The sequence below is a fragment of the Micromonospora sp. CPCC 205546 genome (genome assembly GCF_036902715.1).
Classification (GTDB): Bacteria; Actinomycetota; Actinomycetes; order Mycobacteriales; family Micromonosporaceae; genus Micromonospora.
Window position 1 is genome coordinate 25,364 of the sequence record NZ_JBAKHL010000007.1, and the last position, 22,347, is coordinate 47,710.

Sequence of the window (22,347 nt, forward strand, 5' to 3'; positions counted from 1 at the left end):
GGGCCGCGCCTGCGATGCCGACACGCCAGCCGACCGCTCGTGCCGATGTCCGCTGGCTGTGCCTGAGTGTCGTCTGGGATGCTTCGCCCATGCCTTCCTACCCGCCCACCTTTGCCGATGAGGTCGTGGCACAGCCCTTCCGTGCCCAGTTCGAGGCGTTCCTCGACGAGCACCGTGGCGCGCTCAACGGCTGCCTGGACGGGCTGACGGAGGAACAGGCGCGCCGATCGTTGGTGGCCTCCCGGACCACGCTGCTGGGTCTGGTGAAGCACGCGACCTTCGTCGAGAAGGTCTGGTTCGACGAGGCCGTCACGTGCAGGTCGCGCGCGGAGATCGGCATCCCCGCGGCGTCGGAGGAGTCGTTCATCCTCGACGACGACGACACGATCGCCACCGTCCAGCACGCGCACCGCGAGGCCTGCGAAGCGTCACGCCGAGCGACGTCACGCCTGGGTCTGGACGACATCCTGCACGGGCACCGGCGGGGCCCACTTCCGCTGCGGTGGGTGTATCTGCACGTGCTGCGCGAGCTCGCCCAGCACTGTGGGCACGCCGACATCCTTCGAGAGCAGCTCGTCAACGAGTAGTGCGGGGACGCCGCCCATCGCGCACGACGACAGGCGGCGGGCCGTCAGGCACCCGGTGGGACCGGACCCGGACCTGCTCCGACGGGTGGGTTGGTCGGACCACGAGTACGGTGCAGCCGACGGGGCCAGCTCCCGCGGCGGCTGATCTACTGTGTGCGGGTGCCGCTGCTGCGCTGGAACGACCCGCTGCCCTGGAGGCCGCGCCGCGTCTTGGTCGCAGGCACGTCCGGCGCGGGCAAGACGAGCCTGGCCACGCTGATCGCCCAGTCCTGGCGGCTTCCCCGGGTCGAGCTCGACGCGTTGCATCACGGAGAGAACTGGGTGCCGCGCCCGACGTTCAGGCACGAGGTCGAACAGTTCGTGGCACAGCCGCGGTGGGTGACCGAGTGGCAGTACACCGCCAAACTCGGGGACATCCTCCAGAGCAAGGCCGACCTGGTCCTCTGGCTCGACCATCCGCGCCGCCTGGTGATGCGGCAGGTCATCGTGCGTACGGTCGCCCGTAGGGTTCGGCGCGAACAGCTGTGGAACGGCAACGTCGAGCCAGCGCTCCGCACGGTGTTCACCGATCCCGAGCATGTCATCCGGTGGGCGTGGCGTGCGCACGGCGGCCCGGGCAGGCGGATCGCCGCACTGCTCGACCGGCGCGACGAGGAGGTTGCGGTGGTCCGACTGCGTGGTCGTCGCCAGGTGAACCAGTGGGTATGCCGCAATCTCGCTGTCAGCTGATTCCTGGTACCCCCGCGCCCGGCGGCGGTTGCGGGCCTCGACGATTACCGCAGGTTGTGGACCGCCGAAGCGATCTCCTGCCGCAGCAGTGCTGCCTCCTCGTCGAGGTCACACAGCAGCAGCACCTTGAACGGGACTCCATTGCCGTTGGGCCGGCCGAGCGGGCTGGCCCAGTAGTGGACGGCCTGAGAGAGGATCTGGAACAGGGTGTCCCGATCCCTGGCACCGTCCGACAGCAACCGGGGAGCGTTGTCGACAACGATCAGATAGCCGTCCGCAGGTAACCAGTTCAGGTCGCGGAGGCATTCGGACAACGCTGCCCAGTTCCAGCCGAAGTAGCTAGGAAAGAGCAGCGCGTCCGAGAACTCGTGGAAGGCGTGGTCCGCATCGCTCATCCTCGTCGCGTCGAGATGGACGACAACGAATCTGCCGGTTGCCGGCAGCACCGCTGTCAGTTCCACCACGGCGCTGCGCGAGCAGACTGCGAGCTGATCAGCGGAGCGGTGCCACCAGTCGTCTGTCATCCATCCCCGCCACGGTCGACGTAGTCGGCGGGCATCCGCCCAGCTCTGCTCTGCCCACGATACGGTGCGATCCGTGCTGCCCGGTCCTGCCAGCTGTCCCTTGATCTTCCTCGACGTGGACGGAACGCTGATCCCGTTCAGGGCCCGGCCGGTCGACCGCAGGCGTCCCCGGGGGGGTGCGGTCACGCCGCCGCTGGACGGTCCCGGTAACCCCCTGCTCGATCGGCTCGATCCGAACGATGGTCGCCGGCTGCGAGTCCTGGCTGCCCGTTGGTCTGGGCGACGACGTGGATGGGGGAAGCGAACGAGACCGTCTCGCCACTGCTCGGGCTGCCCGGCCTGCCCGTGGTCGAATGGCCGGAGGGCGACGACGATTCGACGCGTGCCCAGCACGCGGTCGTGCCGATGAGCGGTGCCCGGCGGCGCCTGACACCATGGCCCGGTGCGGCGATACCCGATTGAGTCACCGGTCTTCGTGCTGGCGGGCGCCGACGTGGCGCTCGTGGGCCTGTTCTCGGCGAAGGACAAGGAGTTCAGCACGAAGCTCGACGTGCTGGCGGCCTCCGTGCAGGCCCGCGGCGGGCGGGTGGTGAGCCGGCACGTCCAGCGGCGGGGTGTCTCGAGTGGCGGTGCGGCCAAGATGGCTCTGCCGTTCTCGCGGCGAACACTGCTCAGCCCGGGCAGGGCGCGCGAGATCGCGCAGGCGTGCCGGGCCGCGGCGGCCGGTGTCGCGGTGTTCGTGAACCCGCTCACGGAGCACCAACGAGCCGTCCTCGGCGACATGTTCGGGTGCTGCGTGATCAGCGGCGAGGACCTCGCCACCGCCGGCCGGTGAGTGCTCGCACATCGCCGCGGAGCGCGCGTCGCCGGCGGGGCTCGCTACACGTCCGCGCCAACTCCCCGGGGCTGACCCGGGCCTTGGCCCCCGGGGGCAGGGGCAAGTGACCTGACGGCGGCGCGACGGAGGGCCGGGTCGCGGGGGTGTCGACGACGGTCATTTACGTACGTCTATTGACAGGGGCACCGCTTCCGACCGACGCTGAGAGAGCGCTCTCTTCACTTTCCACCGTCCCCGAGGAGGAGTTCGTGAAGTTCCGAAGAAGGCTGCTCGCCGCCGTGTCCGCGCTGGTCGCCGCCGTCCCGGTGACCCTCGCCGCGTCCCCCGCCCAGGCCGTCGGCCCGGCGCTGCTTCCCGTCACGGTCACCAACAGCACCGGCCGGGGCGAGGCCGTGCACCTGTACGTGATCGGCGTGCAGCTCTCCAGCGGCCGCCTCGGCTACGTCGACCAGGCCGGCACCTTCGTCCCGTGGTCGGGCGGGCAGCTCCCGCCGTCGCCCGCGCCGGACGCCTCGATCCCGGGCCCCGGCAACGGCGGCAGCGCGACCATCCGTTTCCCGCGTGGCTTCTCCGGCCGCGTCTACTTCTCCTTCGGTGAGAAGCTCAAGTTCTTCCTCACCCCGGACGGCCTCGTCCAGCCCGCGCCGTGGGCGGCCGGCGACGCCAACCGCGACATCCTGTTCGACTGGAGTGAGTTCACCTACAACGACGCCGGACTGTGGCTCAACAGCTCGCAGGTCGACATGTTCGCGGTGCCGCACGCGGTCACGGTGACCGGCGCCACCGGTGTCACCAAGCGCACGGGCGACGTCGTCGCGGGCGGCCGCAACGCGATCATCGAGGGGATCCGGTCGCAGCCGGGCTGGGCCAACACGGTTCACACCCGCTCCGACGGGACGGTGCTGCGGGTGCTCGCGCCCGGCAAGGCGGCCGGCGCCGGCCTGTTCAGCGCCACCTACCTGGACTCCTACATCGCGTCGGCGTGGAACGCGTACACGACCAGGACGCTGACCGTGGTGCCGTTCGCCGACCAGCCGAACATCCGCTACTTCGGCCGGACGTCCGGCAACGTCATGACCTTCACCAACAGCGCCGGTCAGGTGGTCGCCTCCTTCAACCGGCCCTCGTCGGCGAGCGTCTGGGGCTGCGACGGCGACCTGCCCGCACCCAACGACCCGGTCGTCGGTCCGATCTCCCGCACGCTCTGCGCCGCGCTGAACCGGGGCACGCTCGGCACCGTCGACACCCAGCCCAGCACCAACGCCGCCGAGTTCTACCGCAACAACCCGACCAACCACTACGCCCGCGTCATCCACGCCAACATGACCGACGGCAAGGCGTACGCCTTCGCCTTCGACGACGTCGGCGCGTTCGAGTCCCTGGTCCACGACGGCGACCCCCGCGCGGCCGGGATCGTCCTGAGCCCCTTCGGCGCGGGCGGCAGCGGACCGGGGAACCCCGGCGGTGCGGTACCCGTGCTGAGCAACTGGAACAACAAGTGCATCGACGTGCCGAACGCGAACTTCGTCGACCGCGCGCAGTTGCAGATGTGGAACTGCAACGGCACCGACGCGCAGAAGTGGACGTTCACCGGCGACACCCTGCGCAGCCAGAACAACAAGTGCATGGACGTCGACGGCGGCGCGACCGGCAACGGCGCGGTCGTCCAGCTCTACACGTGCAACGGCACGGGCGCGCAGCGGTTCACCCTGACCGCGGCCGGCGACCTGGTCAACGTCCAGGCCGGCAGGTGCGTCGACATCCGAGAGTGGAACAGCGCCGACGGCGCGAAGCTCCAGCTCTGGGACTGCGCGGGCACCGCCAACCAGAAGTGGCGCAAGGGCTGACCCGCTCGGCGGACGGCGGCGATCCCGCCGCCGTCCGCCCCGGCCCGCACCGTCGTCCTCGTCGCGCACCGCGGACGGTGCCGACGAGGGCGACCGACGTCCGTCGCGCCCGCTGTGCCATGGTGGTCCTGCTGTCCGGCCGCGTCGGGCGCCGGGCACCCGGCAGGTGCCACGAGGCCCGCCGCGCCGGCCGTGGCGTCGACGGGAGGGGGAGCGGCGATGGGGGAGCAACGGTCCGGGCCCCTCGGCGGCGTCCTCGTCGCCGACTTCTCGCGCATCCTCGCCGGCCCGTACGCGACGATGCTCCTGGCCGACCTCGGCGCCGAGGTGATCAAGGTGGAAGGGCCCGGCGGGGACGACACCCGGGCCTGGACGCCGCCCGTGCGGGAGGGCACCTCCACCTACTACCTCGGCGTGAACCGCAACAAGCGGTCCATCGCCCTCGACCTCGCCGAGCCCGACGACCTGGGCGTCGCCCGGGAACTCGCCCGCCGCGCCGACGTCATGATCCAGAACTTCCGGCCCGGCGGGCTGCGACGCTTCGGCCTCGACTACGAGGCCGTCGCGGCCGTCAACGAGCGGATCGTCTACGCCTCGATCAGCGGATTCGGCGCCGGTGGCGGCGCCGACCTGCCCGGCTACGACCTCGTGGTCCAGGCCGCGTCCGGTCTGATGAGCCTCACCGGCGAGCCGGACGGCCCGCCCTACAAGGCCGGGGTCGCCGTGTTCGACGTGATCGCGGGCCTGCACGCGACCGTCGGCATCCTCGCCGCCCTGCGCCACCGCGACCACAGCGGCACCGGCCAGCACGTGCAGGTGGACCTGCTCTCCTCCGCGCTCTCCGGCCTGGTCAACCAGACCAGCGGCCACGTCGCCGGCGGCGCGACACCGTTCCGGATGGGCAACGGCCATCCGAGCCTGTTCCCGTACGAACCGCTGCCCACCGCCGACGGTGACCTCGTCGTCATCGCCGGCAACGACGGGCAGTTCCGCAAGCTGTGCCAGGTGCTCGGCCTGCCGGGCCTGCCCGACGACCCGCGGTTCGGGCGCAACCAGGACCGCACGGTCAACCGGGAGGCCCTGCGGCCCCTCCTGGTCGCGCGGCTGGTCGAGCGGACCCGCGACGAGTGGTTCCGGGACCTGCGCGCGGCAGGCGTGCCGTGCGCCCCGATCAACACCGTCGCCGGCGGTGTCGACCTGGCCCGGGCACTCGGGCTGGACCCGGTGGTCACCACCGGTGGCGTGCCCGGCATCCGCAACCCCATCGGCCTCACCGCCACCCCGCCGCGCTACGACCTGCCGCCGCCGGGTCTCGACGAGCACGGCGACGAGATCCGCGACTGGCTGTCCGGCTGAGCGCGCAGGCGGCGCCGCCGCCGCGCGGGCCCTCCGCCGGTCACGTACGTGGTCTCCGGTGCCATGGTGCGGTCGGAGCCGGCGGGCGGCCGCGCGAGCGCCCCCGGGCGAACCGGTAAAAGTTTTCGCCGACATCGACCGTGGCCATGGAGACAATCTTCGGATCGGGATACCCTCCGATGGACCACCTGCCGTCCATCGTGGAGGAGATCGAGCATGCGCAAAGTGATGTCGGCGATCGGAGCCGCAGCGATGCTGACCGTGGGGCTGCTCGCGGGCGGCGCCCCGGCGCAGGCGGCGAGCTGCACCCTGGTGCAGTCCGAGATCTACAACGGGGCCAACATCATCGCCTGGTCGCAGGGCCTGCAGGGCTGCTCGGGCGACGTCTACTGGGAGATCCAGTCCGGCGACGCCGGCGGCTGGCAGGTCGCGCAGAGCGGCACCACGCACTACGACAACGAGGTGCAGAGCTACTACGGCGACGTCGACCTGCCGTGCTACCTGCGGGTCTACGCGAAGTTCGGCACCCAGGAGAAGCTGACCCAGCCCGCGCGCAACAACAACTGCGCCGGCTGACGACCGGGTCGGGCGGGGCGGGGTGCGCGCCCCGTCCGACCCGGTGCCGCGCGGGGGCTACGGGGCGGGATACCGCGTGACGTAGACCGGTTCGCCGACCCGCGTCATGTCGGCCGCCGCGCCCACGCCGTTGACCACGTGGTCGATCGTGCCGGCGCTCAGGTTGACGGTCATGACGTGGTGCAGCCTGACGCCCGGGGTGACGGGGACCTCGAAGCCGTTCTCGGTGCGGATCGACGGATTGTTCTGGTTGAACACGTACACCCCGCCGCCGTGCAGCGTGTGGTGCCGCACCCGGTCGCCGACCTTGTATCCGGCCCAGCCCTCGACTTCGCCGTTCATCCAGTCGGCCTGCGTCGGCGGGTCGTACGGCAGCTCGTTCTGGTAGAGCACCGTCGTGCCGTGCTCGCCGTTCCAGACCGTGTTGTGTCGCTGGAAGTGCTCGACGAACAGGCCGGTGGCCGTCACGTGGTCGCCGTTGACGACGGCGCCGTAGCGGCCGGTGTTCGTCCGCCAGCGATCGGTGTCGCCGTTGACGCCCTCGGTGAAGCCCTCGACGCCGTGGTCGGCGCGCCACACCCAGGTGTGGTCGATCAGGACGTGGTCGGCGTTGACCTCCAGCGCGGTGTGCGTGCGGCCGACGTGCGGCCCGCCGACGCGGAAGTACACGTCGGAGAGCGTGATCGGGTTGCGCGGGGTGCTGGCGTTGCGGCCGTGCTTGCGACCGACCCGCAGCAGCACGGGCGACTCCGTGGGGCCGGCGTCGACGGTCACCCCGGCGACGACCACACCGGGCACGCCGGCGACGTCGAGCGGAACGGCGCCGCCCACGGCCGTCAGCGTGGCGTGGCCGATGCCGAGGACCACGGTGTCGGGCCGCTTGACCTCGATGCTGCGGGCGATGTCGTACACGCCCGGGGTGAGCAGCAGGTGCTTGCCGCGGGCGAGCTGGCTGTTGATCACGTGTACCGGGTCGGACGGCCTGGCGATGAAGAAGTCCCGGATGCCGATGGTGCGGCCCGGCGTCACGCCGTCGCCCCAGGAGACGCCCCGGGCGTCGCGCCGGGCGGCGGGGACGCGGACCTGGTACCGGCCGCGGTCGTCGACGAACAGGTAGGGCTTCTCCCTGCTCAGGGGCGTGGTGTCCAGCGTGGTGTACGGCGGGTCGGGAAAGCCGGCGTCGTCGGGCGCGCCCACGGTGCCCGCGAAGACCTGGTTCCACACCGCGTTGGACCAGCTTTCGACCTCGCTGTTGCGGGTCAGCCACTGCTGCTGCGAGCCGTTGGTGGTGGCGGGCAGCCGGGAGTCGGCGATGAAGCCGCCGCTGGCGTACTGCGGGCCGGCCGTGCAGTAGTCCATCAGGGACAGGCCGCCGCCGCTGACGTCGAGGCGGCGCATGGACACCGCCTGGGACACGGCCCAGAAGTTCGCCGAGGAGCGGCAGCCGTCCTGGCCGGTGGCGTTGATCGACAGCGACAGGTTGGACAGGGTGCGCCAGAAGTTGACCAGCGCGATGCAGTTACCGGTCCCGCCGCCTTCGAGGCAGCGGTTGTAGGTCTCGATCTTGCCGTTGACGGTGACGTCGGTGGGGGAGGCGCCCAGGCCGGAGACCTCGGTGTAGTAGCCGACCTTCACCTGCAGGGGCTGCGTGGCCGTGCCGTAGCTGCCGGGCTTGAAGAGGTACGCGTGCCGCGCGGTGCCCATCTCGGCGTCGACCTGCCGGGCGTGCGCCGCGTCCAGGGTCGCCTGGATCTCGGCGACCGGTGTGTCGGGATCGAAGATCGTCACGTTGGGGCCGAAGTCCGGGGTGCCGTGGCGGGCCGGTCCTGCGGTGGCGGCCGTGCCGGTGGTTGCGGCGATCGCCGTCAGCGCCACGCCGAGGGCGAGCGCCCGGCGGAGCCGCCGTCGCGCGTCGGGGGACTGCATCCTCATCGTTGGTCCTCTCCGCCGGCCGGGACGGGTGCCGGGCTCGGCGACGTGGTGGGGAGGTGCGCGGCGCGGCGCGGGTGGCTGCGCCGGTTGCCGCTCGCGGCGGTCGTCGTCGACCTGCCCGCTGGGGCGGCGGCGGTGGGACAGCGCCACCGTGAGAGCGCTCTCTCGCCGTCGCGACATGCATTACGTCGTGAAAGAAGGGTTGGCATGTTTCTACCCTGTCGATCCGTCGGGCGCTACCGCTGCGCCGCCGCGATCAGGAAAGGTGTGCGTACGGCACCTTCGAACCCTCGCGTTCCGGCGTCGCCGCCGGGGGCAGCGATCGGCGGCGGCCCGTGACAGGATGCGGCCCGTGCGCCCTGCCCCCCTCCTCACGACCGCGGCTGCGGCCTGCGCCGCGGTGCACGTCGCCGGCATCCTGACCGCCCGTCCGGTGTGGCGCTACGCCGAGGTGCTGGCTGTCGCCTTGCTGCTGGCCTGCGCCGTGCTCGGCGGCCCACGTGCCCCCGGTCGGGCGCTGCCGGCCGCTCTCGCGGTGCTGCTCGTGGACGCGGTCCGGACGATGCCGGCCGAGCCGGACCGCGACGGCTACGGGTGGAAGGTGTCGCGGCCAGGCGACGGCATCGACGTGTCGTCCGGTGTGGAGTTTGCTCTGTCCGCGTCGTGGGCGTCGTTGGCGGCGGTCGTGCTGCTGCTCGTGGTGTGGCGATCCGGCGGCTGGCGGCCGCGCCCGTTGGCCGCCGCGTCGGTGGCCGCTGTGCTGATCACGGGATATGCCGTGATCCGGGTCGTCGACGTCTGGCTCGCCGTACGCGCCGAAGGCCGGTGGTACGCGATCGACGTCGGCGACGTGGTGACCGCGGTGATCCTGTCCGTGCTGCCGCCGGTGGCGCTCGGGCTGGCCGCGCTGGTGCTCGCCGCGGTGCTGGCCGGTCACGGTCGGCGGCTCGCCTCGGCCGGCGCGGTGCTGCTGGCACTGGTCGCGCTGCCGCAGCTGGACGCCAGCGTCGGCGTGCTGTCGCTGCCGCTGGGCGCAGGTGACCGCACCGCCCTGTTCGCCTGGTACGCCATCACGCCCACGCCGTCGATGCCGCAGCCCGTCGCGGCGCTCACGGCAGCGGTGGAGTTGCTCGCGTACCTGCTGCTCGTGGCGGGCCTGACCGCCTCGCCGCGAGGGGCACGGGTCACACCGGCGGCAAGGTCCTGAACCCGCTCTCGGGGGCGCCCGTCACCGGGAACAGCGCGCGCGCTTCGCCGTGCCCCCGGCGGCCCTCGCCATGTCAGCGCCGATGAGGGAGCATCCCACCGTGCTGTTGATCGTTCCCGCGGACCCGCTACGGCCGCGTCGCCCGGACGCCCACTTCGCCCCGGAGGCGTGCGCCGCCCAGGATGTCGGCGTCGACGTCGCCGTCGTCGACCACGACGCGTTGGCCCGGGGTGACGACGTGCGGCGCGCGGTGGCGCGGGTGACGGTCGAGGGCGACGCGGTCTACCGCGGCTGGATGCTGCGCAGCGAGCGGTACGCCGCCCTCGCCGACGCGTTGGCCAGCCGGGGTGTCACCCTGCGTACGACCGGTGAGCAGTACCGGCGCGCGCACGAGCTGCCGGGCTGGTATCCGGGGCTGGCCGAGCTGACGCCCCGCTCGGCGTGGACGGCCGGGGCGCAGCGGGCCGAGTTCGACCGGGCGCGGCGCGCGCTCGGCGGTGGGCCGGCGGTGCTGCGCGACTTCACCAAGTCGATGAAGCACCACTGGCACGAGGCGGCGTTCATTCCGGATCTCGACGACGGCGAGGCCGCGTGGCGGGTCGCGAGCCGCTTCCTCGAGTTGCGCGGGAACGACCTCGTCGGCGGCCTGGTCCTGCGCCGGTTCGAGCGGTTCACCGGCGCCGAGGTCCGTACGTGGTGGGTGGACGGCGTCTGCGTCCTGGTCGGCGCCCATCCCGACACCCCGTACGACGCGCCGCCCGAGGCGTTCGACCCGCGTACGGTGAGCGGGCCGGTGGCGGCGCTGGGGCTGCCGTTCGTGACGGTGGACCTTGCCCCACGCGCCGACGGCGTCTGGCGGATCGTCGAACTCGGCGACGGCCAGGTCAGCGACCGGCCCTCCACCATGGAGCCGGCCGCGCTGGTGGGAGTCCTGTGCGGTAGGAGCTGACGTTCGAAACTTTCGGTCCTGCCGGCCACTCCGAAGCGGCGGTGACCAGGGTGTGACCGCTGCGGGCGGGTCGGTCCGGGGAGTGATTCCCGGAAGAACCCGATAACCGGACGTTGAGCTTCCGGACCCTTTCCGATACGGTCCGATGGAAGGGCTTCGATCAACTCACGGTGTCGAGGATGCTGACGCCGGCGTGGTCTCCGGGCGACCACTGCGCCGGCCCCGCACCGTGGCGGGCGGTTGACGAGGCGGCCTTGCTCATCCGTCCGGTCCATCGAAAGGCTCTGCCATGGACAACAATCCCATTCCCGCCGACGGGCGCCCGGTCGCCCGTCGGCGGCCACGCGTCGCGCTGGCGTCGGCCGTGGTCGGTCTCTCCGTCGTCGCCGCGACGGTGGCGGTGGCGTCCAGCGCCAACGCCGGTACGACCCTGGGGGCGTCCGCCGCCGAGAAGGGGCGCTACTTCGGCGCCGCGGTGGCCGCCCACAAGCTCTCCGACGCCACGTACGTCGGGATCCTGAACCGGGAGTTCACCTCGGTCACCCCCGAGAACGAGATGAAGTGGGACGCCACCGAGCCGACCCAGGGGCAGTTCAACTTCGCCAACGCCGACCGGATCGTCAACCACGCCCGCGCCAACGGGATGCAGGTGCGCGGCCACGCCCTGGCCTGGCACTCCCAGCAGCCGGGGTGGGCGCAGAACCTCACCGGCAGCGCGCTACGCCAGGCGATGGTCAACCACGTCACCCAGGTGGCGACCTACTATCGAGGCAAGATCCACTCCTGGGACGTGGTGAACGAGGCGTTCGCCGACGGCGGCAGCGGGGCCCGCCGCGACTCGAACCTGCAACGCACCGGCAACGACTGGATCGAGGTGGCGTTCCGCGCCGCGCGCGCCGCCGACCCCGGCGCGAAGCTCTGCTACAACGACTACAACACCGACGACTGGTCGCACGCCAAGACCCGGGCCGTCTACGACATGGTCCGCGACTTCAAGGCCCGGGGCGTGCCGATCGACTGCGTCGGCCTCCAGTCGCACTTCAACAGCGCCTCGCCCTACCCGGGCAACTACCGCACCACCCTGTCGAGCTTCGCCGCGCTCGGCGTCGACGTCCAGATCACCGAGCTGGACATCGAGGGCTCCGGCAGCAGCCAGGCCACCGCCTACCGCAACGTGGTCGACGACTGCCTCGCCGTGGCCCGCTGCACCGGCATCACCGTGTGGGGCATCCGGGACACCGACTCCTGGCGGGCCAGCGGCACCCCGCTGCTCTTCGACGGCAGCGGCAACAAGAAGCCGGCGTACTTCGCCACCCTCGAGGCCCTGAACGGCGGCGCCACCCCGCCGCCCACCACCGCGCCGCCGAGCACCCCGCCGCCGTCCGACGGCTGCGCCGCGACGGTGTCGCTGAACTCGTGGAACGGCGGTTTCGTCGCCACCGTACGCGTCACCGCCGGCGCCACGGCGATCGACGGCTGGGCGGTCGCCCTCACCCTGCCGGGCGGCGCGACGGTCACCAACACGTGGAACGCGCGCGCCACCGGCACCAGCGGCGCCGTGACGTTCCGCAACGTCGACTACAACGGCCGGCTCTCCGCCGGGACGGCCACCGAGTTCGGCTTCCAGGGCACCGGCACCGGCCCGAGCGGCACTCCCGCCTGCACCGCGGGCTGACCCGTGTCGCGGCCCGGCGCGGGTCAGCCCGCGCCGGGCCGTCCACCCCGTACGGCCGCGCTCGTCCACCTGACGTGGGCTGCGGGCCTGCCGCGACAGGCCGGGGGGCCGGCGGAGCCGGAGGGGACAGGCCTCACGCGCCGCGTAGCGCGTCCTGCACCCCGGTCTCGCGGCGGCCGAGATGGACCGGGTCGCGGCCGGAGAGGAGGTCCACGGCGGCCTTCACGCAGGCGCCGTACTCGCGGGTGGAGCTGATCCGCCATGTCCGGTCGTACCGGCGGACGGTCTCGTCGCCGACTCCGCTGGCGTCCACGCCGAGCCGCCGGCACACCGTCACGGCCCGGGGCAGGTGGAAGGACTGGGTCACCACCGTCGCCCGGTCCACCCCGAAGACCCGCTTCGCGCGGGCGCACGAGTCGTACGTGTCGAAGCCGGCGTGGTCCAGCACCACCCGCGCGGCGGGCACGCCGTTGTCGACCAGCCAACGCCGCATCGCGCCCGGCTCGTCGTAGTCCGGGTTCATGTTGTCGCCGGAGAGCAGGATCGCGCGCACCTTGCCGGCGGTGAGCAGGCGCCGGGCGATCTCCAGCCGGGCGGCGAGGAACGGCGAGGGGGTTCCGTCGGGGTAGACCTTGGTGCCCAGCACCAGGGCGACCGGGGCCTCGGGAACGTCCTGTTCGGCGAAGATGTGGCCCTGCGCGCCGTCGCGGATCCATCGGACACTGGCCGCGGTCGCACCGGTCAGCAGCGTGGCGCCGACGACGGCCGCGACGACGGCGCGCCGCAGCCAGCGCACCCGCCTGCCGTCGGCCGGGCGGGGTCCTCGGGCCGGACGGGGGCGTCGAATCCGCATGGGACGAGTATCCCAGGGCCGGGGGACGACCGATCTTGCGGCAACGGGGCCGCTCCGGGCGGCCTGCCCGGTGCCGCCCGCAAAGACTCCCCGCCGCTCAGCCGGCGCCGAAGCAGACGAAGGCGGCGGCGGTGGCATGGGCGGCGCCGTCACCGCCGGCGGTGGCGAACGCGCGTTGGGCGTCGGCGAGGGCCACCGCCGGGGCGGCGCCGGCACGCATCCGTCGGTGCAGGTCCAGCATCAGCGCGGTGGTCGGTTCGGCCGGGACCGGCAACACGGTGGCGACCAGGCTGCGGGCACCGAGGGCCAGCAGTACGGCGGTGAAGCCCATGATCTCGTCGCCGGGTCGGACGCCGGAGAGGCCCGAGTCGCAGGCCGAGAGCACCACGCAGCCCGGTGGGCGGGTCAGCCGCTCCAACTCGTACGCGGTCAACGGCCCGTCGGCCAGTTCGAGGGTGGAGAAGAGCGGGTTGTCGGCGCGGAAGGCGCCGTGTGCGGCGATGTGCGCGAGCCCGGTTCCGTTCAGCGCGTCGGTGACCGCGCCGGCGGTGGCGGCGCGGCCGGTCAGGTGACGGGCGTCGGGCAGGGCCGCGCCGAGCTGGCGTACCTCGGTCTCGGCGGCAGGCAGCCGGGGCCCGGCCACCAGCACCGGTGGGCCGGCCGGGACGATCCGGCCGACGGCGCGCAACCAGGCCGTCGCCGAGGGCGCCACCGTCACCGGCCGGCCGGCGCAGGTCGGCAAGCTCGACCACGGTACGGCGTGCAGTGCGCCGATCGGGACGATCACCAGAGGCCGGTCGCCCAGGAGCCGGCGCACCGGGTCGAAGAGCTGCTGGTCCAGCGCGGTGGTGGCGAACTCGACGCCGGCCCAGGCGCTGGCCGAGTCGCCGGTGGTGACCAGCCGGCGCAGCCCGAAGCGGTGCAGGCGGGCCCGACGCAGCGCCTCGTCGAGCGGGCCGAGGTCGTGCAGGCTGGTCCGGCCGTCGCGGAGCAGTACCGCCCGTAGCCGGGGCCCGTGCGCGACCAGTTCCAGCAGCACGGCGTCCCCGAGCGCGGCGGCGAGGACGCGCACCGTGGGCGGTGCCACCAGACCGGCGTCGCCGACCGTCCCGGTTCCGCCGTCGGCTCCCCGGGCCAGCTCCCGGATGCGCTGTTCGAGCCGGCCCTGACTGCGTCGCAGGGCGTGCACCGGTTGGCCGGCGAGCAACGCGTCCTCCAGTGCGGTGCTCACCATCCGCAGTTCGGCGAGGGCCGTGGCCAGCTCGGGGTCCTGCGGTGGCTGCGCCGCGCGCATGCGCAGGGCGTTGGCCCGCCAGCGTTCCGTCCAGGCCAGCACCTGGGCGGGCGTGCCGGTGCGCACGGCGATGTCCAGCCCCTCGGCGGCCAGTTCGCGCCCGTACGCCCCGCTGTGCGCGCGTAGCTCCGTGGCGCCGAGGGAAGCCCGGTGGCCGTCGAGCACCGCCAGCCCCCGGCGCAGGGCCCGGGCCGCGCCGGGCAGGTCACCGTCGAGTCGGCGGCGCAGGGCGAGCGCGTACCAACCCTGGGCCCGGTGGGGCGCGGTGCCCCGGCGGTGGGCCCGGGCCGCCACCGCCAGCAGCTCGGCCGCCCGGGCGGGCCGGCCCAGCGCCTCGGCCAGCCGGGCGGCCTCGATGCGGGTGGTCAGGGCCGGCGAGGGCCAGCCGGTGGCGTCGAGCTGCGTCGCGGTGCGCACCATGGCGGTGAGCAGGGCCGCCGACCGGGTGCCCAGGGCGAACTCGGCGCGCAGCTCGACGTGTCGGGCGAAGGCGGCCCAGATGCGGCGTCCCTGGCGACGGAAGCGGGCCCGCGCCGAGGCGGCGGCGGTGGCGGCGGTGTCCAGGTCACCGGCGAGCAGCGCCGCCCGGGCCCGCGCCAGCAGTGCCTCGGCGAGATCCGAGGCCATGCCGCGGCGGCGCAGCTCCGTCACGGCGGAGGTGGCGACCTCGACCGCCTCGTCGACCAGCGGTACCGAGAGCAGCAGTTCGAAGCGGTCCAACAGCAGCGCCGGCCTGGGCACCGACAGCCGGCGGTACTCGTCGTCGACGGTGGCGAAGCTGCGCAGCGCGCCCGCGACGTCGCCGCGCTGACCGGCGGCGATGCCGATGTTCCAGCCGGCGTCGGCGGCGGCCAGGTCGAGCCCGAGCCGGCGGAAGATGGCCGCCGAGCGGAACAGGTCGTCGTCGGCGTTGCCGCCGGTGCCCCGGTGGGCGTTGAGCAGCCCGCGGTTGTTGCGGGCCCGCGCCTCCAGCAGCAGGTCGCCCTCGCGCTGGGCGATCTCCACGGCGATGCCGTAGTCCCGCACCGCCTCGTCGAACCGCCCGCGGTAGTGCAGCACGACGCCCCGCTGCATCCGGGCGCGGCCGGCGTCGGCGCCGGTCAGCCGGGGAAGCGCCAGGGTCACGGCGCGCAGCGCCGCGCCGGTGCGCCCGGCGTTGGCCAGGACGTAACCGAGGCTCATCCGGGCCAGTGCCCGCACCCGGGGCGAGTCGGTGACGCGCACCGCCCGGCGGAGGTGCCGCAGGGCCCCCGGCAGGTCGTTGAGCTCCCGTAGGGCCAGCCCGATGGCGCGTTCGGCGGTGGACCGCTCGTCGGCGTCGGCGTGGCCGGCCGCGAGGATCCGGCGGCCGATCGCGATCGCCTCACGGGGGTAGCGCTGCACGGCGTCGAGTGCGGCCTGGGCCGGGACGGCACCGGGAGCGGCGCTGTCGGCCATACCAGGAAGAATCCCGCAGTCACGCTCCCCGGTCAATCGAGGGAATGTCGCCTGACCGGCCATCAATTGACAGCCGACTATGCTCTGAGATAATCGCCGGGTACCTCGCACAGCGATTCCGTAGTTGCCGCGGCCCGTCGCCGACCACGCATCTTCGACCGCCTGGAGGACCGGTGCCGCCTGACGACCCGTACGCGTCGCCCCCGCCGGCCGGGTTGTCCCGCCGGCAGGTGATGACCTGGTCCGCCCTCGCCGCCGCGGCACCGCTCGGCCTCGTCGGGAGAGGCACGACGGCCGTCGCCGGCGAGTCGCCCGACGCCACCTACCAGCGGGTCTTCCTGGAGACCCTGACCGCCGACCCCGACCTGCGCCGCCACGACCTGACCGGCCGCGAGTTCCTCTACCGGCCCCGGCAGCTGCTGGTGGCCCGCCCGGACGTGTCCCGGGTGATGAGCCGGCTGCGCAGCTACGGCCATCCGGTCACCGAGGGCGTCGGCTTTGGCGGCGTCGCCCGGCTCCGCTTCGCCGCCGAGACCGACATTCCGGCGCTGGTGACCAGGCTCCGCGACCCGCAGCAGTGGCCCGGTCAGCCGGTTCCACTGGTCCAGCCGCACCACGTCCTGGTCGGCTTCGGCAACATCATGGGCAACCCCGGCGGGCCACCCCGGGTCGCCGCCGCCCTGCCGGCGCCGGATCCGGCGCGCGCCGGCGAGGGGGCCGGAGTGACGGTGGGGATCTGTGACACCGGCATCTGGCGGCAGGCCGGCTCCCGGCATCCGTTGTGGCTGGGCGGCAGCTATCTGGCCGAGGTCGACGACGAGGACGCGGTCTACGTCGGCGCCGACGTGCTGGCGCTGCAGGGCGGTCACGGCACCTTCGTCGCCGGGCTGGTCCGGCAGGCCGCGCCGGGCGTACGTCTCGATCCCGAGGCCGCGCTGAACGCCACCGGCGTCGGAGACGAGGAGATGCTGGTCGCCGCCCTCGGCCGGCTCGGTCCGCAGGTGTCCGTGGTCAACCTCTCGCTGGGCTACTTCACCCAGGACGATCAGCCTCCGCTGCCGCTGGTCAACGCGCTGGCCGCGCTGCCCGGCCGAGCCGTGGTGGCGTCGGCGGGCAACGCCGGCACCAGCCGGCGGGCCTGGCCGGCCGCCCTGGAGCGGGTCCTGGCAGTGGGCGCGGTGAGCGCCGGGTCCACCGGCCCGGTGCCGGCGTCGTACAGCAACCACGGGGAGTGGGTGGACGCCTGCGCCCTGGGGGACCGGACCAGCACCTACGTCCGGGGCCGGCTCGAGCTGCCGGGCCAGCCGACCCGGCACTTCGACGGCTTCGCCGCCTGGGCCGGCACCTCGTTCGCCACCGGCCACGTCGCCGGCCGGCTGGCGGCGCTGATGACCGGCGCCGGGCTCGGCGCCGAGGCGGCCCAGGCCGCGCTGGTCGCCAGCCCCCGCTGGCATCCCGACTACGGGGTGCTCGTCGCGTGAGGCCACCGGCATCGGCGCGCCGGGTGGTGTCCCGATGAGCGAGCGCAGCACGGTCGGGCTGGTCGCCGCCGCCTCCCGCGGGGACGAACGGGCGTGGGACGAGCTGGTCCGCCGCTACACCCCGCTGGTGCTCTCGGTGATCCGTTCCCACGGGCTCGACCGGGCCGACGCGGCGGACGTCAACCAGACCGTCTGGCTCCGCGCGGTGGAGCACCTGGGCCGGCTGCGGGAGTCGAACGCCCTGCCGGCCTGGCTGATCACCACCACCCGACGCGAGTGCTACCGGCTGCTGCGCCTCGGCCGGCGGATCCAGCCGTTCGACCCGTACGACGACTCGGCCGGCGGGCACGTCGGCGCCCGCCTGCTCGTGGATCCGGTCACCCCGGACGAGGATCTGCTGCGCGCCGAGCGGCAGCAGGCGCTGCGGGAGGCGTTCGCGCAGCTGCCGCCGCGCTGCCGGGAGCTGCTCGCCCTGCTGACGGCCGATCCGCCGGTCAGCTACCGCGAGGCCGGCGCGCGGCTGGGCATCCCGGTGGGCAGCGTCGGCCCGACCCAGGCCCGGTGCCTGCACAAGCTGCGCAACTGCCCGGCGCTCGCCCCTTTCGTCAGGGCACGCCCGACCGGCGAGGACAGCGGAGGTGACCGGGATGCAGCCGTGGCCGCCAGCCGCTGACGACGCTCTGCTGGCCGAGCTGAGGGCCGCCCGGCAGGGCTGTGACCCGGTGCCCGAGGAGTTCCTGGCCGCGGCGAGGGCCGCGTTCGGCTGGCGGAGCGTCGACGCCGAGCTGGCCCTCGCCGAGCTGACCTTCGACTCGGCCTGCGACCCGGAGCCGGCCGGTCTCACCCGGTCCACCGGGTCGGCCCGTACGCTGACGTTCCGTGCGGGCGCGGTCGTGGTCGAGGTCGAGGTGACGCCGAGCGGGGTCGTCGGGCAGCTCTCACCCGCGCGGGGCGGGCGGGTCACCGCGCGGACCTCCGCCGGCCCGTACGAGGAGGTGCCGGTGGACGCCGTGGGCTACTTCTCCATGACGGCGCCGCCCGCCGGCCCGGTCCAGCTCTGCGCCCGCACCACCGAGTACGCGGTGGCGACCGCCTGGGTCAGCCTGCGCTGATCGACACACCGGGGCGGGGTGTTTCGTCGCGCCGGAGGGCGGACCGATCCGGCCGTGGATCGGAGGTCGCGGGCCCCGTCCGCGACCTCCGTCCCTGCCCCTCGGGGCGGCTACCTGGCCCGCTGGCCCACCGTGATGTCGTAGCGCACGCCGCCCAGGTCGGCCCTGGCGGCGCCGGTGGTGTCCGGGCCGATCTGGGTCACGTTGACGGCGGTCTGCTCCCGGGTCGGTACGGCGGCCGTGAAGGAGAGCGAGAAGGCGAGCCGCTCACCGGGAGCGAGCTCCAGGTTGTCCAGGCTGGCCTGGCCGATGTCGACGATCTCCACCTGGTTGCGACCGACCTCGCGGACTCCCTTGCCGGCCTTGCCACCCCTGACCCAGCGCTCGAAGAGGGTGGGCCCGAGGTCGGCGACGAGGCGGCCGCCGGCGGCCTGGAAGGGCGCCCCGGTCTGGCCGAACACCACGCTGCTGCGAGCCGGCCGCGTCAGCGTGTTGCCGATGGCGAACGGCCGGGTCTGCGCCAGGCCGCCGGCGATCAGCGCCACCGAGTCGACGTTGCGCCAGGCGATGTTGTTGTTGTGCCGGGTGTTGACGCCGATGTCCGGTCCCTCGAACGTCATCGGGTCGTTCGGGGAGACCCAGCGGGCCAGCAGGCAGAAGTGACCCGGGCCGGGCACGTTGTCCCACGGGATGGTCACCGAGGTGACGCCCGGGTAGACCGGCACCGCCATCGCCCCGATCTGCGTCCACGCGCCGGGCCAGGCCGCCCCGCCGCCGGGCGTGGTCCGGTAGACCCAGATCGTGCCCTCCTCCATGACGCTGTCGCCGTACGGGCCGGGGTTGCGCAGCTTGATGAAGATGTAGTTCCGCTGCCCGACGATCGGATTCTGGCTGGTCGAGCACTCGACGGCGGTGTGGCAGACCTTGATGTCCGCGCTCTGCCACAGCGGGTTGAGCGCGTGCGGTTCGAGCCCCACGTCGGCGGCCGTGTCCCGCATGTACACGTCGACCGCGGCGGCGGTGCCGACGTCGCCGCGGCTGTCCGCCGGGCCGGCCAGTGGTGCGGCACCGGCCGCGGTGACGGACAACAGCGTCGCCAGCGCCGCGCCGGTGAGCAGGGCGAGCGTCGAACGGCGCGCTCTTCCTGCGAGAGTGGTAGACACATTTCCTCCCGATGATGGGCAGTCGCCGCGCGCCCCGGGGCGGTGGCGTCGGCGGGTGGACGTCCTTAGGGAGCCCGATCGACGGGAATAAATACATCTGCTCCCGGCCGCTGATGTCAGATGACGGAACTTGGCATCAAGTCGGCGAAAGCGCGTGGATGCCCCGGCCGAGGGGGAGGGAGCCGGTGGGATCCGCGCCCCGGAGGCGGCTTCCGGATGGTCCTGACCCACCTCGGCCCGACCGGCAGCCCCGGCAAGACCTCCGACGCGGCCCGTCGTACGCCGGCGCCATGACCATGACCTGGAGCCTCGCCGCCGCCGGTGCCGGGACCGAGGTGAGCGTCACCGCCACGGACGTGCCGCCCGGCATCGACCAGGCGGACCACGAGGCCGGGCGTGCCTCCTCGCCGGCCAACCTGGCGTCGTACGTCGAAGCGGCCGCCTGACCGTCGGCCGCGCCCGTGGCCGGTGGGATCGCTGCCGACCTGCGAAGGTGGGATCGCGGCCGGCGGGGACGGCGAGGGTGGTTCGTGCCCGGGCCGCCCGTCGCGGTCCGGGCGGCGCTCAACTGCGCCGGTCGATGATCGTGAAGGCGGTCGCCCCGACCAGGATCTCCGCCACGAGCAGCAACGTCAGCACCATCTCCACCGTGGCGCCGAGCCCGATCGCGATCCCCGCCGTGCCGGTGAGCGGCAACGCGAGCAGCCCCAGCACGGCCAGGGACCGGGTGAGGACGGCGTCGTCGCGTTCGTCGCCGGTCTGGGACCACGCCCGCTCGAAGGTCGTGGTGCGATCCGGTCGCTTCCCGAGTCGCCATGCCATCACCGCGACGCCGAACAGCCCGGCTGCCGCTCCCAGGAGGAAGCCCGCCCCCATGTTCCCGGGCGCGTACCTGCGCAGCAGCAGACCCACGGCGATCAGCAGTGCCACCACGGCCAGGCTGATGGCGAGGGCCAGCGCGCGGCGCCTGCCGGTGTGCCGGTCAGTCGACATGGAAGATCTCCTCGACGGTGCGGTGGAAGTGGCGCGCGATGGCGATGGCCAGCGGCAGGGAGGGGTCGTAGCGGCCGTTCTCGATCGAGTTGATCGTCTGCCGGGAGACGCCCAGCGTCTGGGCCAGCTCGCGCTGGGACAGCCCGGCGGCCAGCCGGAGCTCGCAGAGGTCGTTCCTCATGAACACCCCCTGATGTCAAGCGACCTTGTCATGGCAAGCGTGCTTGACGCCTCCGGGGTGTGTCAAGTCTGCTTGTCCTGGCGATCGCTGCCGGCGGGCCCGCCGCGTCGGCCGCTGCCCGTCCGTCCAGGTGCGGCTCAGGCTGACCGCCCGGGCGCGCCGCTGCTAGAAAGTAAGGTATGGCAAAGGGCGGCGAACATTACGTGATTCGGCCGGGCCGGACCTCCGACGCACCGGAGCTCGCCGCTCTGCACGCGTCGGTGCAACTTCAGTGGGTGACCGGTGGGAAGCCGCACCCCGGCATCGCCGCCTGGGTCGAGGACCTGCTGACCGGTCACCCCTCCGTCGTGCCCGACGACTTCCTGGTCGCCGTGGACCTGGCCACCGGCCGCCCGGTGGCGAGCCTCGTAGGTCTGCGGCAGGACTGGAGCCTGGCTGGCGTACGCCTGCCGGTGGCCCAGGTCGAGTTGGTCGCGACGGCGCCGGAGCACCGTGGGCGCCGGCTCACCGAGCGGCTGTTCGCCTCGCTGCACGAGCGGTACGCGGCCAGCGGCGTGCCGATCCAGGTCATCGAGGGAATCCCCTACTTCTACCGGCGGTTCGGCTACGACTACGCCCTCGCCAGCGGCGGTGCCCCGGCGGTGCCCGCCGCCGCGCTGCCGGCCACCGGTCAGGCCCGGCCGGACGACTCCGCCGGCGCCCTGACGGTGCGCCCCGCGACCGTCGCCGACGCGGACGCCCTCGCCGGGATCGACCGGCGCGCCGACGGCGAGGCCCTGGTCTGTCCGAGAGACGCGGCGGTGTGGCGGTACGAGATCACCGGGCGCCGTGAGGCGAGCCTCGCCCGGCGGATCGTCGCCGTCGTGGTGCGGGGCGCCGAGATCCGGGGATACCTGGTCCACGGTGCCCGGCTCTCCGCCGCCGGCGAGCTGACCGTGTTCGCGGCGGCCTGCGACCAGCCGGCCGACTGGCCGCAGGCCGCCGCGGTCATGCACGCGCACCTGGCCCGCGTCGGTCGTGGGTATGAGGCGTCGCAGGGTCGCCCGTTCGTCGCGGTCTGCCCGCTCCTCGACCACGGCCATCCGCTGGCGCGCCTCGGTACGTCGGGCGTGCCGAGGCGGCCCCGAGGCTGGTATGTCCGAACCGGCGATCCGGTCGACCTGCTCGCCCGACTGGTCCCGCTGCTGCGGGCCCGCTGGCAGGCGGCCGGCCTGCGATGGCACGAACCGACGTTGACAGTCGACTTGTACGGCCGTGCCGCCCGGCTGACGTTCACCGACGGCGAGCTGACGGCGGTGACGCCGTCGCGCGGGACGGTCGGCCCGACCACCGACCCGCATGTTCACGCCGCCGTCCCGCCGGGCGCTCTGCTCCAGCTCGCCCTCGGCAACCGCACCCTGCCCGAGGTGCTCGACGCCTGGCCGGACTGCGTCCTGCGGGACCGTCTCACCGAGCACTTCCTGTCGGTGGCGTTCCGCCGTGTGCCGGTCCGGGTCTGGCCACGCAACTGACCAGGCGTGCCGCCAGCGCGGCGAGGTCCCGGCCGCGGGGTGCGCCGACCCCCTGACCCGGCACGGCGTGCGTGACCGCCGACCGCGTCTGTGTGACCTAGG

At 73.5% G+C, this 22,347-nt stretch carries 21 protein-coding genes; 14 read left to right on the forward strand and 7 right to left on the reverse strand.

The genetic code is table 11. The features are described from left to right. Positions 1–125 precede the first annotated feature (125 nt). Positions 126–587: a DinB family protein gene (locus V6U77_RS06000; RefSeq protein WP_334605177.1), complete on the forward strand. Its 462-nt coding sequence runs from the start codon at positions 126–128 to the stop codon at positions 585–587. A 159-nt stretch (positions 588–746) separates the two neighbouring features. Continuing rightward, positions 747–1,316 (forward strand): hypothetical protein, encoded by a 570-nt coding sequence (locus V6U77_RS06005; protein ID WP_334605178.1) that lies wholly within the window; start codon positions 747–749, stop codon positions 1,314–1,316. 44 nt (positions 1,317–1,360) lie between these two features. Here V6U77_RS06005 and V6U77_RS06010 read toward each other — a convergent pair whose 3' ends face one another. Beyond that, positions 1,361–1,840: a barstar family protein gene (locus tag V6U77_RS06010; RefSeq protein ID WP_334605179.1), complete on the reverse strand. Its 480-nt coding sequence runs from the start codon at positions 1,838–1,840 to the stop codon at positions 1,361–1,363. 442 nt (positions 1,841–2,282) lie between these two features. Between V6U77_RS06010 and V6U77_RS06015 the strand changes: the two genes are divergently transcribed. From V6U77_RS06015 to V6U77_RS06030, 4 genes are all read left to right on the forward strand, one after another. Further along, on the forward strand, positions 2,283–2,675 hold the full coding sequence (locus V6U77_RS06015) for a hypothetical protein (protein WP_334605181.1): 393 nt from the start codon (positions 2,283–2,285) through the stop codon (positions 2,673–2,675). A gap of 251 nt (positions 2,676–2,926) precedes the next feature. Next, a complete protein-coding gene (locus tag V6U77_RS06020) occupies positions 2,927–4,525 on the forward strand; it encodes a glycoside hydrolase family 64 protein (RefSeq protein ID WP_334605182.1) in 1,599 nt (532 codons plus the stop codon). A gap of 219 nt (positions 4,526–4,744) precedes the next feature. Continuing rightward, positions 4,745–5,881, forward strand: a complete 1,137-nt coding sequence (locus V6U77_RS06025) for a CaiB/BaiF CoA transferase family protein (protein ID WP_334605183.1) — start codon at positions 4,745–4,747, stop codon at positions 5,879–5,881. A gap of 216 nt (positions 5,882–6,097) precedes the next feature. Continuing rightward, positions 6,098–6,457, forward strand: coding sequence for a hypothetical protein (locus V6U77_RS06030; protein WP_334605184.1), 360 nt, complete (start codon positions 6,098–6,100; stop codon positions 6,455–6,457). A 57-nt stretch (positions 6,458–6,514) separates the two neighbouring features. Here V6U77_RS06030 and V6U77_RS06035 read toward each other — a convergent pair whose 3' ends face one another. Then, complete coding sequence (locus tag V6U77_RS06035) at positions 6,515–8,383, reverse strand: adenylyl cyclase (RefSeq protein WP_334605302.1); 1,869 nt, start codon at positions 8,381–8,383, stop codon at positions 6,515–6,517. A 349-nt stretch (positions 8,384–8,732) separates the two neighbouring features. Here V6U77_RS06035 and V6U77_RS06040 point away from each other — a divergent pair, with 349 nt between their 5' ends. From V6U77_RS06040 to V6U77_RS06050, 3 genes are all read left to right on the forward strand, one after another. Next, positions 8,733–9,596: a hypothetical protein gene (locus V6U77_RS06040; protein ID WP_334605186.1), complete on the forward strand. Its 864-nt coding sequence runs from the start codon at positions 8,733–8,735 to the stop codon at positions 9,594–9,596. Positions 9,597–9,678: 82 nt separating this feature from the next. Continuing rightward, entirely contained in the window at positions 9,679–10,545 is an 867-nt protein-coding gene (locus V6U77_RS06045) for an ATP-grasp domain-containing protein (RefSeq protein ID WP_334605187.1), read from the forward strand. A 289-nt stretch (positions 10,546–10,834) separates the two neighbouring features. Next, positions 10,835–12,220 (forward strand): endo-1,4-beta-xylanase, encoded by a 1,386-nt coding sequence (locus tag V6U77_RS06050; protein WP_334605188.1) that lies wholly within the window; start codon positions 10,835–10,837, stop codon positions 12,218–12,220. Positions 12,221–12,353: 133 nt separating this feature from the next. Here V6U77_RS06050 and V6U77_RS06055 read toward each other — a convergent pair whose 3' ends face one another. Then, on the reverse strand, positions 12,354–13,073 hold the full coding sequence (locus tag V6U77_RS06055; protein WP_334605189.1) for a SanA/YdcF family protein: 720 nt from the start codon (positions 13,071–13,073) through the stop codon (positions 12,354–12,356). A gap of 97 nt (positions 13,074–13,170) precedes the next feature. Continuing rightward, complete coding sequence (locus V6U77_RS06060) at positions 13,171–15,804, reverse strand: CHAT domain-containing protein (protein WP_334605190.1); 2,634 nt, start codon at positions 15,802–15,804, stop codon at positions 13,171–13,173. 173 nt (positions 15,805–15,977) lie between these two features. Here V6U77_RS06060 and V6U77_RS06065 point away from each other — a divergent pair, with 173 nt between their 5' ends. From V6U77_RS06065 to V6U77_RS06075, 3 genes are read left to right on the forward strand one after another with little or no spacing between them, the layout of a single operon-like run. Beyond that, positions 15,978–17,285, forward strand: a complete 1,308-nt coding sequence (locus V6U77_RS06065; RefSeq protein WP_334605192.1) for a S8 family peptidase — start codon at positions 15,978–15,980, stop codon at positions 17,283–17,285. A 34-nt stretch (positions 17,286–17,319) separates the two neighbouring features. Then, a complete protein-coding gene (locus V6U77_RS06070) occupies positions 17,320–17,958 on the forward strand; it encodes an RNA polymerase sigma factor (RefSeq protein ID WP_334605193.1) in 639 nt (212 codons plus the stop codon). Next, a complete protein-coding gene (locus V6U77_RS06075) occupies positions 17,933–18,397 on the forward strand; it encodes a hypothetical protein (RefSeq protein WP_334605195.1) in 465 nt (154 codons plus the stop codon). Before V6U77_RS06070 ends, V6U77_RS06075 begins: the two co-directional genes overlap by 26 nt. Before the next feature lie 110 nt (positions 18,398–18,507). Here the strand turns inward: V6U77_RS06075 and V6U77_RS06080 are convergent, their stop codons facing one another. Continuing rightward, positions 18,508–19,560, reverse strand: a complete 1,053-nt coding sequence (locus tag V6U77_RS06080) for a hypothetical protein (RefSeq protein ID WP_334605197.1) — start codon at positions 19,558–19,560, stop codon at positions 18,508–18,510. Positions 19,561–19,850: 290 nt separating this feature from the next. Between V6U77_RS06080 and V6U77_RS06085 the strand changes: the two genes are divergently transcribed. Further along, the gene (locus V6U77_RS06085; RefSeq protein ID WP_334605198.1) at positions 19,851–20,006 is read left to right on the forward strand and encodes a hypothetical protein; all 156 of its coding nucleotides are present in this window, start codon (positions 19,851–19,853) and stop codon (positions 20,004–20,006) included. A gap of 118 nt (positions 20,007–20,124) precedes the next feature. Here V6U77_RS06085 and V6U77_RS06090 read toward each other — a convergent pair whose 3' ends face one another. Both V6U77_RS06090 and V6U77_RS06095 read right to left on the reverse strand, forming a co-directional pair. Further along, a complete protein-coding gene (locus V6U77_RS06090; RefSeq protein WP_334605199.1) occupies positions 20,125–20,553 on the reverse strand; it encodes a hypothetical protein in 429 nt (142 codons plus the stop codon). Further along, on the reverse strand, positions 20,543–20,734 hold the full coding sequence (locus V6U77_RS06095) for a helix-turn-helix transcriptional regulator (protein WP_334605200.1): 192 nt from the start codon (positions 20,732–20,734) through the stop codon (positions 20,543–20,545). Before V6U77_RS06095 ends, V6U77_RS06090 begins: the two co-directional genes overlap by 11 nt. Before the next feature lie 179 nt (positions 20,735–20,913). On the opposite strand from V6U77_RS06095, the gene V6U77_RS06100 reads away from it, so the two are divergent. Then, complete coding sequence (locus V6U77_RS06100; protein WP_334605201.1) at positions 20,914–22,245, forward strand: GNAT family N-acetyltransferase; 1,332 nt, start codon at positions 20,914–20,916, stop codon at positions 22,243–22,245. The last annotated feature ends 102 nt before the right edge of the window (positions 22,246–22,347 follow it).